The sequence below is a fragment of the Cellulomonas bogoriensis 69B4 = DSM 16987 genome, from assembly GCF_000767165.1.
GTDB lineage: Bacteria > Actinomycetota > Actinomycetes > Actinomycetales > Cellulomonadaceae > Actinotalea > Actinotalea bogoriensis.
The window spans coordinates 1-14,101 of record NZ_AXCZ01000069.1; the positions used below are offsets into that span (position 1 = coordinate 1).

General features: G+C 72.9%; 13 protein-coding genes. 8 read left to right on the forward strand and 5 right to left on the reverse strand.

The window, feature by feature from the left end:
- Positions 1-120 precede the first annotated feature (120 nt).
- Positions 121-981, reverse strand: coding sequence for a sigma-70 family RNA polymerase sigma factor (locus N869_RS08015; protein WP_052105243.1), 861 nt, complete (start codon positions 979-981; stop codon positions 121-123).
- A 306-nt stretch (positions 982-1,287) separates the two neighbouring features.
- On the opposite strand from N869_RS08015, the gene flgN reads away from it, so the two are divergent.
- The 5 genes from flgN (at position 1,288) to N869_RS16505 (ending at position 5,909) form a co-directional block, all read left to right on the forward strand.
- Entirely contained in the window at positions 1,288-1,770 is a 483-nt protein-coding gene (flgN, locus tag N869_RS08020) for a flagellar export chaperone FlgN (RefSeq protein ID WP_035060025.1), read from the forward strand.
- A 7-nt stretch (positions 1,771-1,777) separates the two neighbouring features.
- On the forward strand, positions 1,778-3,196 hold the full coding sequence (flgK, locus tag N869_RS08025) for a flagellar hook-associated protein FlgK (RefSeq protein ID WP_035060027.1): 1,419 nt from the start codon (positions 1,778-1,780) through the stop codon (positions 3,194-3,196).
- A 4-nt stretch (positions 3,197-3,200) separates the two neighbouring features.
- Positions 3,201-4,097 carry a flagellar hook-associated protein FlgL gene (gene flgL, locus N869_RS08030; RefSeq protein WP_035060029.1) on the forward strand — a complete coding sequence of 299 codons (897 nt, stop codon included), beginning with the start codon at positions 3,201-3,203 and terminating at the stop codon, positions 4,095-4,097.
- Positions 4,094-4,519 carry a flagellar assembly protein FliW gene (locus tag N869_RS08035; protein WP_084136704.1) on the forward strand — a complete coding sequence of 142 codons (426 nt, stop codon included), beginning with the start codon at positions 4,094-4,096 and terminating at the stop codon, positions 4,517-4,519. The genes flgL and N869_RS08035 overlap by 4 nt, the downstream gene beginning before the upstream one ends.
- Before the next feature lie 82 nt (positions 4,520-4,601).
- Complete coding sequence (locus N869_RS16505; RefSeq protein WP_052105244.1) at positions 4,602-5,909, forward strand: EAL and HDOD domain-containing protein; 1,308 nt, start codon at positions 4,602-4,604, stop codon at positions 5,907-5,909.
- An 18-nt stretch (positions 5,910-5,927) separates the two neighbouring features.
- Here the strand turns inward: N869_RS16505 and N869_RS08055 are convergent, their stop codons facing one another.
- On the reverse strand, positions 5,928-7,502 hold the full coding sequence (locus N869_RS08055; protein WP_035060036.1) for an aspartate-alanine antiporter-like transporter: 1,575 nt from the start codon (positions 7,500-7,502) through the stop codon (positions 5,928-5,930).
- Between the two features lie 82 nt (positions 7,503-7,584).
- Here N869_RS08055 and N869_RS08060 point away from each other — a divergent pair, with 82 nt between their 5' ends.
- Together N869_RS08060 and crcB are read left to right on the forward strand one after the other, a co-directional pair.
- Positions 7,585-8,025 (forward strand): fluoride efflux transporter FluC, encoded by a 441-nt coding sequence (locus tag N869_RS08060; RefSeq protein WP_052105245.1) that lies wholly within the window; start codon positions 7,585-7,587, stop codon positions 8,023-8,025.
- Entirely contained in the window at positions 8,022-8,402 is a 381-nt protein-coding gene (gene crcB / locus N869_RS08065) for a fluoride efflux transporter CrcB (RefSeq protein WP_035060037.1), read from the forward strand. Before N869_RS08060 ends, crcB begins: the two co-directional genes overlap by 4 nt.
- On the opposite strand, the gene N869_RS16510 is transcribed toward crcB, so the two are convergent.
- The 3 genes from N869_RS16510 to N869_RS08080 form a co-directional block, all read right to left on the reverse strand.
- On the reverse strand, positions 8,397-9,506 hold the full coding sequence (locus N869_RS16510; RefSeq protein ID WP_052105246.1) for a GGDEF domain-containing protein: 1,110 nt from the start codon (positions 9,504-9,506) through the stop codon (positions 8,397-8,399). The two genes, crcB and N869_RS16510, sit on opposite strands and share 6 nt — an antisense overlap.
- 79 nt (positions 9,507-9,585) lie before the next feature.
- Positions 9,586-11,052, reverse strand: coding sequence for a GGDEF domain-containing protein (locus N869_RS08075; protein ID WP_035060038.1), 1,467 nt, complete (start codon positions 11,050-11,052; stop codon positions 9,586-9,588).
- Between the two features lie 116 nt (positions 11,053-11,168).
- The gene (locus N869_RS08080) at positions 11,169-12,539 is read right to left on the reverse strand and encodes an amidohydrolase family protein (RefSeq protein WP_035060039.1); all 1,371 of its coding nucleotides are present in this window, start codon (positions 12,537-12,539) and stop codon (positions 11,169-11,171) included.
- Positions 12,540-12,799: 260 nt separating this feature from the next.
- Here N869_RS08080 and N869_RS08085 point away from each other — a divergent pair, with 260 nt between their 5' ends.
- Complete coding sequence (locus N869_RS08085) at positions 12,800-13,921, forward strand: acetamidase/formamidase family protein (protein ID WP_332248760.1); 1,122 nt, start codon at positions 12,800-12,802, stop codon at positions 13,919-13,921.
- Positions 13,922-14,101 lie beyond the last annotated feature (180 nt).

A 14,101-nucleotide genomic window follows, 5' to 3' on the forward strand; every position in this document is an offset into this window, starting at 1 on the left:
TACATCGGCCGTGCCGGCGATCCCATGAGGGATCGGACCGGACTGCCCGGACGTGGCTGGGCCCCCGGTCGCAGCAGGGGGGGCGATGCGACCGGGGGCCCAGGTTCGGGGGACGGGTCCTCAGCCCACGGCGAGGACCTCGTCGGCGCCGGCGTGGCGGGGGGCGCCCTGCGCGGCAAGGGCGACACCGCTGCCGGCCTGCTGCGCGGCCCGGGCCGCGACCTGCGCGAAGTAGGCGCGTCGACGACGCTCGGCCACGCCCTCGGGACGGTCGGCGACGGGCAGCATCTCGGGGGCGAGGCTGGCGTTCATGCCGTCCTTCAGCAGGGCCAGGGCCTCGGTGCGCAGCTGGGAGATGCGGGACTGGGTCACGCCCAGCTCGGCGGCGACCTCTGCCACCGGCCGGTCGTGGAAGAACAGCTGCTCCACCACGTGCCGCAGGCGATCGGGGAGCGACTCGACGCCGGCCCGCAGGTAGTGGAGCTTCTCGGTGGCCACGACCTGGTCCTCGGGGGTCAGGTCGCCGTCGGCGACGGCCTCCACACCGGTGGCCTCGAGACCGTCGATGCTCAGGACGCGGACGTCGGCGTCGCTGCGCGCGGTGTCGATCTCGCTGACCGCCACACCCAAGGCCTCGGCGAGCTCCTCGCGTGAGGGCACCCGGCCGAGGCTGGCGGTCAGCTCGTCGGCCACCTCGTTGACCCGCCGCACCCGACGGCGGGCCCCGCGGGAGATCCAGTCCATGCCGCGCAGCTCGTCGACGAGCGCGCCGCGGATCCTCAGGGCTGCGTAGCGTCCGAACGGCACCCCCGTCGCCTCGTCGTACGCGCGGCTCGCCTGGACCAGCGCGAGGTGCGCTGCCGAGGCGAGGTCGGCACGTGAGACGTACGACGGCACGCGGCTCAGCATCGAGTTGACGTGGTACCCGACGAGGGCCAGGTTCTCCACGACGAGCGCGTTGGCTGCGGTGTTCTCGGTCACAGAGCGGGTTTCGTCGCTTCCCGAAGTTGACTTGAGCAACCCGACCGGGTGAAGGGGCTCGTGTACGCCGTTCGGTGTAGCCGCAGGTCAGGGGCTCTTGAGAGCCCTTGTCCCGGAAGTGCCCGATTCTGGAAGCCACATTCCCGACACTTCCGACTTGCGCGTGTGACATAGATCACATCTGGCACAGGGTGAGCGTTCACATCGAAGACGTCGCCGGGAATCGGTCACAATCGACGGACGCCGGTCGATGAGGCCAGATGAACCGGCGCACGACCGAACGCCGGATGACGGAGGAGTCGTCGCATGGGCCTGAACGAGCTGTCCGGGGTGCTCTGGCGTGAGCGCCAGCTCCTGGAGCTCCTGCTGTTCAAGCTCGAGGAGGAGCAGCTGATCCTCACCAGCGGACGCACGCAGTGGCTCGGCCACGCCACCCGCGAGGTCGAGAGCGTCCTGGAGCAGATCCGCAGCGCCGAGCTGGGCCGGGCCGTCGAGGCGGATGCCGCCGCCCGCGAGGTCGGTGTCCCCGAAGGCTCCAGCCTCACCGCGCTGGCCGCCGCCGCCAAGGCGCCCTGGGACGAGCTGCTCCAGGAGCACCACGAGGCCTTCGTGTCCCTGACCGACCAGATCAACGCGCTGGCCGAGGGTAACCGCGACCTGCTCGCGTCCTCGCACCGCGCCGCGCAGGAGACCCTGATGAACCTGCAGGAGAACGTCCAGACCTACGACCCCAAGGGCGGCGCCCACGGGACGGACGGCGGCAGCATGCTGCTCGACCAGGCGCTGTGAGCACACCATGAGCACATTCTCCGGCCTGTCCATGGCCCTGTCGTCGATGATCGCCCAGCGTCAGGCCCTCGAGGTGACCGGGCAGAACATCTCCAACGCCAACACCCGCGGCTACACCCGCCAGCGCGCCGACATGGCAGCGGTCCAGGCGCTGACCGCCCCGTCCATGCACTCCGCCGGCATGAACGCCGGGAACGGCGTGCGGGTCAGCAACATCAACCGCCTCGGCGACGCGTTCCTGGATGCCAGGCTGCGCACCGAGACCTCCGGGGCGGCGTTCCAGGCCGCCCAGGCCAAGGCGCTCAACCGCCTCGAGCAGACGCTCACCGAACCGGCCGACACCAGCGTCTCGGCCCAGCTCGCCACCTTCTGGGCCGGCTGGCAGGACGTCGCCAACAACCCGGGCGACCCGGCGGCGCGCAACGTGCTGCTGGGCGACGCCCAGGCCCTGCTCAGCCAGATCTCCGGTGGGTACCGGGCGGTCGAGACCCAGTGGTCGCAGCTGCGCACCGAGACCACCGCACTCGTCGACGAGGTCAACACGACCGCGGCGGCCGTGGCCCAGCTCAACGAGCAGATCCGCGCGATCAGCGTGTCCGGCGACTCGCCCAACGAGCTCATGGACCGCCGCGACCAGCTCGTCACCACCCTCGCCGGCCTCGTCGGCGCCACCGCGCGTGAGCGCGACGACGGCACCGTCGACGTGATGGTCGCGGGCAACGCCCTGGTGCGCGGCACCTCGGCCAAGCCGATCGCCGTCTCCGGCTCCATGCTCATGAACGAGGCCGTCGCGGAGCCGCCCTCCGGGAACCAGGTGCGCCTGGTGTGGGCCGAGAGCACCGGCACACCGCTGACGCCCGAGGGCGGCACCCTCGCGAGCCACGTCTCCACGCTCGGGCCCGGCGGGCTGCTCAGCGGCGCCGCGCAGGCGTGGAACGACCTCGCGACCTCCGTCCACGACACCGTCAACGCCGTGCACGTCCAGGGCACCGGCCTGGACGGGACCGACGGCAGGACGTTCTTCACCGCAGGGCCCGGCCCGGCCGCCACCTCCCTGACGCTCACCAGCACCGACCCGAACCACGTCGCCGCGGCGGCCGCCGGCCAGGGTGGGCTCGACGGGTCGATCGCGGACGCGATGTCCCAGCTGGGCGCCGCCCCGGGTGGGCCCGACTCCACGTGGCGCGCGTTCGTCGTCGACATCGGCGTGCGGACCCGTGCCGCCGAGCAGACGTCCACCGTCGCCCAGGCCGGCCTCGCCACCGCCCAGACGCTCCAGATGTCCGCCGCGAGCGTGGACCTCGACGAGGAGGCCATCAACATGCTCGCCTACCAGCGGGCCTACGAGGGCGCAGCCCGGGTCCTGACCGTCATGGACCAGATGCTCGACGTACTCATCAACCGCACCGGTGTGGTGGGGAGGTAGCCCGATGATCAGCCGCGTCACGCACCAGACGGTGCAGAAGTCCACACTCGCGAACCTCCAGATGAACCTGGACCGCATGTCCCGCCTGCAGGCCCAGATGTCCGGCGGCAAGGTCATCACCCGGCCCTCGGACGACCCCGGCGGCACCGCAGCGGTGCTCCAGCTGCGGTCCGACAAGCGCGCAGCCGAGCAGCACTCCCGCAACATCGACAACGGGCTCGGGTGGTTGGGGTCGATCGACTCCGCACTCACGACCTCGCTGGCGTCGCTGCGACGGGCCCGCGACCTCACCGTGCAGGGCGCGAACGGGGCCAACAGCGCCCAGGCCCGCGAGGCCATCGCCATCGAGCTGGAGGGCATCCGCGACGCGATGCTGTCAGAGGCGAACACCACCCACCTGGGTCGCTCCGTCTTCGCGGGGACGTCCGACGCCGGGATGGCGTTCACCGGCCCTGACGGGACGCCCCCGTACGCGTGGACGGGCGCCACCTCCTCCTCGGTGGAGCGACGCATCACCCCGGACACCACCGTCCGTGTGGACGTCGACGGCGCCGCGGCCTACGGCCAGGGCGCGGAGTCGGTGTTCGCGCTGATCGACTCGATCGTCACCGGGCTGCGCACCGGAGGTGACGTCGCCCCCCTGCTGAACGGACTGGACGACCGCATGAAGGCGATGCTCGGCGAGCTCGGCAGCGTCGGCACCCGCTACGGGCAGCTCGAGACCGCCCAGCAGGCCAACCAGAAGACCCTCATGGACCTCAAGAGCCAGATCTCGGGGATCGAGGACATCGACCTCGCCGAGGTGATCGTCGAGCTGCAGTCCCAGGAGGTCGCCTACCAGGCGGCGCTGGGCGCCACCGCTCGCGTGCTCCAGCCGAGCCTGCTGGACTTCCTGCGATGAGCGTCGCCGTCGCCGTGGAGTCCACCACCGAGCGCCCGACGAGGACGGTCGTGGACCGGATCGCGTTCGACCAGCCCCTGCCCGGCATGGGCGAGCTGCGGACCTTCACCCTCGTGCCGTTGGACGAGACCGGGTTCCTGTTCGCGCTCCGCAGCACCGAGGACCCGGGCACACGGCTGTTCGTCGTCCCCCCGCGCGCGTACTTCCCCGAGTACGACCCCACGGTCGTGCTGAGTGCCACCGGCCCCGAGCCGGTGCTCCTGGTCGTGGTGCACCCCGGCCAGGACGGCGGCGGCCCCACCGCGAACCTCCTCGCGCCGATCGTGATCGACCCCACCACCGGTCACGCCGTGCAGGTGGTGCTCGACGGTGACGAGTGGCCCCTGCGCGCACCGCTGAGCAGCGCCTCGACCGCCGCCTGAGAGGCTCACCCGCCCGAAGGGTCACATCAGGCACCGCCCGGCCGATGATCAGCACAGGAAGACACCGGCCCGAGGAGCACACGTGCACGCCACCACCCCGACCGACCGTACGCTCTCGGCCGTCCACGACGTCCCCGAGCTCCCCGACGGGGCCCTGACGACCGTCCACCGCGACCCCGTCGCCGACCTCGAGGGTCGCGTGGTGGGGTACACCGTCACCGTCTCGGTCGACATGTCACGGGTGCCGAACCCCCAGGAGCCGAACCGTCGGCGCACCGGCCCGCACCCCGTGCCCAGCGAGCTGCTCCACGCCCGGTACATGGCGCTGGACCTGCCGAACCTCGTGGCCGACAGGTACGTCTTCATGCCCGCGACCCCGCAGATGCTCGACGGGTTCTTCCCGACCCCCGTCGTACCCGGGCGCCTGGTGCTGGAGCTGCCGGAACGGTTCGAGTACAGCCCCGAAGCAGCCGAACGCGCCGCAGCCCTCCGGGGCCTGGGGGCCCAGCTGAGCCTGGTCGGGTTCCGGGGCGAGCCCGAGCAGGTCGCGCTGCTCCCGCACCTGGGCTTCGTGGTCCTCGACGCCGGCGCCCCCGACCTGCCCCTGGCCCAGCTCGTCCACCAGGCGCACGCCGGCGGTGCGCGGGTCCTGGCCGACGACGTCCGTTCGCCCGTGGTCGAGAACGAGTGCAAGGCCGCCGGCGTGGACGGCCTGCGCGGCGGGTACGGTGCCCGCGCCGACGCCTCCGCCGCCGCACAGCCCGCCGGACCCACCCAACCGCGCGTGCTGCGCGCCGGTGAGCTGCAGTGCCTGGCCGTGATGCACCTGCTCAACGAACCGGACGTGGACTTCGGGGCGGTCGCCCAGGTCATGGACACCGACCCGGTCCTGACGCTCCGGGTCCTGCACCTGGTCAACTCCGGGGCCTTCGCACTGGTGAACGAGGTCGACACGGTCCACCAGGCCGTCGTGCTGCTGGGGGTGCGTGAGGTCTCGACGCTCGTCTCGGCCCTCATGCTGGATGCCCGCACCGACGCGATGGACTCGCTGTGGTTCATCCTCGCCCGGGCCCTGACCTGCGAGACGCTCGCGGACGACTCCGCCGGCTACACGGTCGGCATGCTGTCAGCACTGGCGGTGCAGCTGGGGGTACCGGCCGAGGTGATCCTGCACACCGTCGGCGTCTCGGCGGCGGTCGCTGACGCCATCCGCGCCGAGGAGGGCCCCTACGGCTCGGTGCTCGCGGCGGTGCGCGCCCACGAGCGCAACGACCCCGGCGCCGTGCTCGCCGCCGGCATGCTGCCCGCCGAGGTCTCGTCCGCGTACGTCCGCTCGGTGGCCAACGCCCTGGAGACTGCCCGCACCGTCACCCGCGAGCAGGGCTTCTGAGCAGCGGCACGACCCCGCTCACCAGCCCACGACCACCTGCACGCTGATGATCTTCACGATCATGCCCAGCGCGAACAGGGCCGCGTACCCGGCATCGACCCGCTCGTCCACCACCCGTGACGAGGCGTACGCCAGGACCGCCGGCTGACCGATCACACCCGCGAGCGCACCTGCCGCGCGTGGTGCCGAGACGCCGACCAGGCGCGCCCCGGCGATCACGAGCAGGCAGGTGAGGGTGACCACCACGGTCGCCAGGAGGGCGACCCGCAGGCCGGTGGCGGTCAGGGCCTGCTCGGCGAACGCCTGACCGGAGGCCAGGCCCACGGCCGCGAGGAACAGCAGCAGGCCCAGCTGGCGGATCGTGAGGTTCACCGACGGCGGCATGCCCCACACCAGGGGCCCGCTGCGCTCGAGCCGCCCCAGGACCATCCCGACCAGGAGGGGCCCGGCGGCGGACCCGAGCGCGAAGACCGCTCCTCCGGGCAGGGGGAGGGTGACCAGTCCCAGGAGCAGGCCGAGCGCGAGCCCGATGCCGACGGTGACGGCGTCGATCTCGGAGATGCGTCGCTCGGAGTCGCCGAAGAACCGGGTGACGTCGGCGAGGCGTTCACGGGGCACGACGGCCAGCACCCGGTCACCGAGCTCGAGGGTGAGGTCGTCACGGGCCAGCAGGTCCAGGTCGCCGCGTCGCACCCGGGTGACCACCCCGTCGAACCGGCCCGGTACGTCCAGCTCACCGACGGTGCGTCCGGCGACCCGTCGGTCGGACACCACGAAGCGCCGGTGGTCCACGACCCTGCGGTCGTGGGCGAGGTGCTCGTCGATGACCTGCCCGAGGTGCTCCACGGCCCGCCGGACGTCGTCCCCGGGGCCCACCACCACGACCCGGTCGCCGGGGTGCAGCTGCTCGGCGGGGGCGACCACGCGCACGGCCCCGTCCCGGGCCAGGTAGGACAGCCGCACGGCGTGGTCGCTGAAGCCCGGCACGGCGTTCAGCGGCGTGCTGGCCCGGACCTCGACGGTGACGGCCTCCAGTCCGAGGCCGGCGGCCGGCTGGGGGTCCCGCTGCCCCGGCCAGGCACGCCGGACCGTGGCGGCGATCACCACGATCGCGACGGTCACCCCGATGGGGTAGCCGAGGGAGTAGCCGACGGCGGGCTCCTGGGTCCCGGCTGCGGCCGTGGCGGCCGCGAGTGCCGGTGTCGACGTCAGCGCGCCGGTGTACGCCCCGCCGGTGAGTGGCCCACCCAGGCCGAGGGCCGCGCCCACGAGCAGGGTCACGACGCCGGCGAGGAGCAGAGCGACGACGCCGACGGCCATGAGGGGCAGCTGGCGGCGCAGGTCACGGAAGAAGGTGCTGCCCGCGGCGAGGCCCACCGTGTAGACGAACAGGGCCAGGCCCAGCGTCTGGACCAGGGCCAGGCCCTCACCGAGCCGGGGGTCCAGGGCCCCGAGCGCGAGGCCCACGAACAGTGCGCCCGCGGCACCGAAGCGGATGGGTCCGACGGGGACGGCGCCGAGGGCCGTCCCCAGGGCGACGACCACGAAGATCGTCAGGAGGGGTGAGGCGGCGAGGACGTCGAGCACGGGCACACCTGAACGGTAGGCCAGGGGCTCCGTGGACGGCGGCGGACGGGGCAGCCGGAGACGGCCGCCGGCATGGCACCCTGGGGCCGTGCCCCGTCGTGACACCCCACCACCGTCGGCCCGGATCCGTCCACCGCACCTGGACCCGCGACTGGTCCTGGTGGTGGCCGCCGGTGGGGCGGTGGGCACGGCGGGCCGGTACAGCCTCACCACGACCCTCGGTGTCGAGACCGCGCTGCCGTACGCCACCTTGGCCGAGAACGTCCTCGGGGCGTTCCTGCTCGGCCTGCTGCTGGAGGGGCTGGTACGTCGAGGTCCGGAGACCCCCACCCACCGGACGGTGCGGCTCGCGATGGGGACGGGTGTGCTCGGCGGGTTCACGACCTACTCGGCGCTGTCCATCGAGCTGGAGCGGCTGCTGGTCGGCGGGGACCTGGGTGCGGCTGCGCTGTACGCGGTCGCGACGGTGGTCCTGGGGTTGGGGGCCTGCGCGGCGGGCGTGCTGCTGGGGACCAGGAGGGGCCGATGATCGTCCTGCTCGTGGCGTTGGCCGGTGGAGCGGGCGCGGCGACCCGGTTCGTGCTGGACGGGTTGGTGCGGGCCCGGTGGCAGCACCGTCTACCGCTCGCGACGATCGCCATCAACGTGTCGGGGTCGCTGCTGATCGGTCTGCTGACGGGGGGCCTGCTCTACCAGGGGCTGCACCCCGAGGTGTACGTGGTGCTGGCGCTGGGCTTCTGCGGCGGGTACACCACGTTCTCCACGTCCATGGTCGAGACCGTGCGCCTGGTCCAGTCCGGCGAGCACGCCGGTGCGGTCACCAACGTGGCGGTGTCCCTGCTGGCGAGCCTGGCCGCTGCGGCCGTGGGCGTCGCCCTGATGCGGGCGCTCGCCGGGTGGTCATGACGCCGTGACGCGGTCGCTGAAGGCCGCTCCCACCACGATCCCGGTCTCGGTCCAGGTGGCCGCCCGGTGGCGACCCGCGTGCTTCGCGGCGTAGAGGGCGGCGTCGGCACGTCGCAGCAGGGTGTCGCCGGCTTCCGCCTGCGCGGACCGGGCCGCGATCCCCATGCTGGCCGACACCCCCGGGAAGCCTTCGACCATCAGGGCCCCCAGCCCGTCGGCGACGCGTGTGGCGTAGCGGCGTGCCGCGTCGACCCCGGCGCCGGGGAGCGCGACGGCGAACTCCTCGCCACCGAGGCGGGCGACGAGGTCGCCCTGCCGGGACTGGGAGAGGAGCACGGCGGCGACCTCCTGCAGCACCCGGTCGCCCTCGGGGTGGCCGCGCCGGTCGTTGATGCGCTTGAAGTGGTCCAGGTCGATCATGAGGACCGCGAGATCGCCCGCCGGGGGTGCGTCGCTCACGGCCTGCATGAGCATCGGGTCGAACGAGCGGCGGTTGAGCAGCCCGGTCAGCGGGTCGGTCTCGGCTGCGACGGCGAGGCGCCTGCGCAGGCCCTGCTCCCGGTTCTGCATGGCGGCCACGAGCGCGGCCATGCCGCTGACCGTTGCCAGGACCCCGATGAACGCGTCGAGCTTGAGATCCTCGGTCGGGTTTAGGAGCAGACCTGCCGACAGCCCGACGAACCCGAGGAGTCCCGTGGCGACCAGGGTCCGCGGGGTGGAGAAGTACGCGATGAACACCACCGGCCACAGGTAGAAGACAGGGGCCATCCCCAGGGGCGTGGACAGGGCCACCAGGACGCTGATGACGACGACGCTCCAGACCGCGGCTGCGGTGAGCAACCGGCGGGTCGGCCGACGCACCATCGCGACCACCGCTCCGGTGAGGAGCAGCACGACCGCGACCGCCGCCTGGGAGACCTGCGACACCGGTGTGGCCTGGGTCGTCCAGACACCCAGCAGGCAGACGGCGCCGCCACCGACGAGCATGCCGACAGCCACGCGCCGCATCATCTGCAGGTCGTTCGCCCCGTCGGGCTGGCCGGAGCGGTGGCCCCGGAGCACGGCGACGGGGGCGCCGTCCGCCTGACTGTCCCGAGAGCTCACACCTCCACTATCGACCAGTCGCGCCCCACCGGTGAGTGGTCGTGCCCTCGGCGGAAGGGTGACATCCTGCCCGCAGGGCTCAGACGGGCTGCTGGAGGCGGGGGCGGGCACGGCGGTCACGGACGCTGCCCTTGGTGCGGGCCTTGGCGTCGTACATGTCGGCGTCGGCCAACGACAGGACCTGGTCGCGGGTGGTGACCGATCCCGAGCCGACCGCCGCGCAGCCGATGCTGGTGCGACAGGTGAGGGTCGTGGTGCCGAGCTCGACGGGTTCGGCGGTGGCCTGCGCCACGGCCTCGCGCACCCGGGGCTCGACCTTGGCGGGGTCACCGGTGCACACCAGGACGAACTCGTCGCCCCCGAACCTGGCGACGAGGTCGTCGGCCCGCAACGCGCCCGTCAGGCGTCGCCCGACCTCGATGAGCAGGGCGTCACCGACCGAGTGCCCGTGCTCGTCGTTGACGATCTTGAAGTCGTCCAGGTCCAGGAACGAGACGACCACCCCGTCGGCGTCACCCTGGGCGACGGACGCCAGCGTGCGGTCGAGGTGGTCGTTGAGCGTGCGCCGGTTCGGCAGGCCGGTGAGCTCGTCGTACGCGACGAGCAGGGACAGGCGCTGCTCGGCACGGGCGTGCAGCATCGTCAGCTGGGCGATGCGCAGCAGCACGAGCGGCACCAGGGCCACCGTCCCGGCCGACAGCAGCAGCCAGTCGACCTCACCACCGGTCAGGGCGGTGAGGCCGGCGAGCACCGGGTTCAGCCCGAGGACCAGCCCCAGGAACACGAAACGCGAGGGCGTCAGGCGTCCGGCCGTCCGCACGTCCGGGTCGCCCAGGTGCACGTTGGCCGGGTGCAGGGCACCGGCGCCCAGCGCCAGGTACCCGGTGATCCACAGGATCGCGATCCACCACGGCTGGGCACCGGTGACCGGGTCCCTCAGCATGCCGCCGACGACGTTGCCGGACATCGTCATCACGACCGCGAGGAGCAGGTACATGAGCACCGGTCGCGCGCGCCGCGAGATCATCAGGGCCCGCACCACCGACCCGGCGATCGCACTGACCAGAAGCAGGACGATCAGCTCGTAGGCGAGGTCCCCGATCCCGGCGCCCCGCTGCACGAGCGTGGGTTGCAGCACCAGCGCCCACAGGACGCTGGCGCACCCGATCGCGACCACCACCCCGTCGATCACCCCACCGACGTCGCGCTGGGCGAACGGGAACGCGACGATCGCCGCCGCGACCAGCATCGCCAGGTACGCCACCGGCAGGGTGATCCGGGGGCCGATCCCGGTGACGGCGGGCGCCCCGAGGATCCCCACCTCGATCAGGGACCTGACGTTGTGGAACGTGAGGATCAGCAGGCCGAGCACCACGATCCACCACGGCGCGGGCCGCGGGATGCGCCGGCGCACCAGCTGGACCAGCAGCAGGGCCGCCGGCAGCGCCGAGGACGTCAGGACGGCCACCCGTCGGGGCATCCCGTCCAGCTGCGCGGTCCCGACCAGCACGACGAGCACGGCGAAGAACACACCGTGCACCTGCATGGACCGTGACCTCACGGCTCTACCATCGGCAGACGCGCGGGACGTCGTAGAGGTCCGTGGCGAGTCTCGGGCGCCGCAGCCCTGGTCGTCGGGCGCGGTCCGGCCGGTCGCCCCGGTCACACCATCGCGGCCACGGGGTTCCACACGGCGCTGGTGTGCAGCTCGTGGGAGGCGCGCACCGCCAGGTCACCCCGCGGGCCGTCGGCGTCGGCGACCTGCCGACCACCGACGTGCACCGACTTGAGGTTGCGCAGCGAGCACGCCAGGACGTACGTGGCGACGACGTCGTGCCGGGGACCGGTGTCCGGGCGGCGTGGGTCCACGACCACGAAGTCCGCGAGCTTGCCGACCTCCAACGACCCCACGCGGTCGGCGGCCCCGATCGCCGCCGCCGACTCCAGGGTGTGCAGCCGCAGCACGTCGGCGGGCGTCATCACACCCGCGTCCCGGTGCGCCGCCCGCACCGCGTACAGACCCATGCGCATGTTCTGGAACGGGTCGGACACGTCCGTGCAGGACTGGTCGTCCAACCCCATCGCCACCGGGATGCCCGCCTTCCGGTAGCCGATCACGTCGGCCAGCCCCGACCCGAGCCGCCCGTTCGAGGTCGCCTGCCACACCACGCCGGCACCGGTCTGCGCGACCCGGTCGACCATCGGCCCGGTGGGGTGCACGAAGTGCCCGAACCAGAACCCCGGCCCCAGCGCGCCGGCCCGGTCGTACCAGTCGAACTTGGTGCGCTGCAGCTCGATGCCCTCGGCGGTCTCCACGAAGTGCGCCTGGTTGAGGACCCCGTGCTCCCGCATCGCCCGGACCTCCAGCTCGGCGGTCCGTGCCGACGCCGCCCACTGCACCGACCCCATCACCGCGCTGCCCAGGTGCTGCGGCCCCGGTGTGCGCTCCGCCGCGCCGTGCACCATCTGCGCGAACGTCCCGGTCGCGACGTCCTCGTCGAACCAGTCGTCGTCCAGGCGGAACGCGTGCACCACCCGCAGGCCGGCGTCGGCCGCGCCCTCGACCTGGGCGTGCACGAACCCGGGGTCGTGCACGCGCGCGGCCGTGCCCGTGCCGGTCTGCCCGTCGAACATCACGATCACCCGCGACTGGGTGAAGTTGAACGCCGAGGTGATGCCGTTGCCCAAGAAGTCCAGGCTGCCGTGCACCGTCGCCCAGTACATGTCCCGGGCCTCGGCACGCACGAGGATCTCGTTGTTGGCGCGCACCCACGGGTACAGCGACTCCGAGTGCGCCACCCCGCGCATCCCTGAGGTGTACAGGTGGCTGTGCGCCGAGACGAACCCCGGGGCGACGAACGCGCCGCCCACGTCCAGGACGTCACCCTCGACTCGCGGCGGGTGCCCCTCACCCATGGCGGTGATGCGACCGTCGTGCCCCACGGTCATCCACCCCCGCCACCACTGAGGTGCGGTCGGGTCGCTGCTGACGGGGATGACGGTCGCGTCGAGGACGGTCAGTGCTGTGCGCATGGGGGACTCCTGAGCCGGTGCGCCGAGGTCCGCCCCGGGTATGGGACGGAAGGCCGGCTCGGCAGGCACCGTCCGCACACTATGTCCACTCGCCTGCGGGAAAACCGCTGGTCACAGCGATTTCATGAGGTGGTGACCGGGGCGAAACACCTCGTTGGGCCGTTCGACGGAGGTCGGTCACCGGGCAGAAACACCGCCGGACTACCGTCGACGGACCCCCGCGGTGCCCCCGTGCCGCGACCCGTTCCTGAGGAGGCGCCGTGCCCGCACCGGTGACCACGTCCGTGGAGTCCCTGCAGCCCCTGGGACCGGCCGTCCGATCGGGCCCGGGTGCGACGTACGTGCCCGCCACCCCCTCGACCGTGCTGTGGGGGCGCCTGCCCTGCGAGCACGACACCCCGGTCCTCAGCGTGGACCCCGGCACGAGCGTCTGGTTCGACACCGTCAGCCACGAGGGGATCCTGGACGACCAGGGCCGGGACCCGGTCGCGTTCTTCACCGACCGGGGCGTGCGCGCCCAGGACGTCCTGGACGACGCGGTGCGCGTGGCGTCCGAGGTCCCCCGGCACGACGAGGACGGCCCGCACGTGGTCACGGGCCCGGTGCGGGTCCGGGGCGCGCAGCCCGGTGACGTGCTCACCATGACCGTCGAGGTGCTGCGGCTACGTGCCGGGTACGGGGTGGTGTCCAACCGTCACGGCCGCGGCGCCCTCCCCGAGGAGTTCCCCCTGCCCGGCGCCGGCCCGACCGTGTCGATCCTCGCGACGGTGGACCGTGAGCCCGGCCCCTGGGACGAGGGCGTCGGGTCGATGCCCGTCGCGGAGGCGGACCCCCGCCGGGTGCGGTTCCCGCTGCGTCCCTTCCTGGGGATCATGGGGGTCGCGACGGCGGGCGACGTCCGCGCCCACTCCGTTCCGCCCGGTGACCACGGGGGCAACCTCGACGTGTCCCTGCTGGGGGTGGGGTCCACCCTGCACGTGCCGGTCCAGGCGGAGGGGGCGCTGGCCTACGTCGGCGACCCCCACTACGCCCAGGGGGACGGCGAGGTCGCGCTCACGGCGTTCGAGGCACCGTTGCGCGCCCGGGTCCGCCTGGACGTCCTGCCGCCTGCGCGGGCGTCGATGCCACGCACCCTGTGGGCCGAGACGTCGGACCTGCTCGTGCCCATCGGCATCGACGCCGACCTGGACGAGGCCATGCGCATCGCCACCCGGTCGGCCGTGACCCTGCTGATCAACGCGGGGATGGACCCCGCGCACGCCTACGCCTACCTGTCGGCCGCCGGGGACTTCGCGATCTCCCAGGTCGTGGACCAGGTCACGGGGGTCCACGGCAAGATCCGCAAGGCCGACCTCGTCGAGCTCCTCACCGAAGGCCCCTGACTCCCCCGGCCCCCACACACTCCCGCCCCACCCCCTGACCCACCTGCCCCGCCCCTCGCCGTCCCGCAGGCGCACGGAGTGGGACCGATCTGTTGCGGATTCCGTGACAGATCGGTCCCACTCCGGTTGCGGCGGGCCGTCGGGCCGACGCGGGCGTCGGCGGGGGGTGGGGTCAGGGGG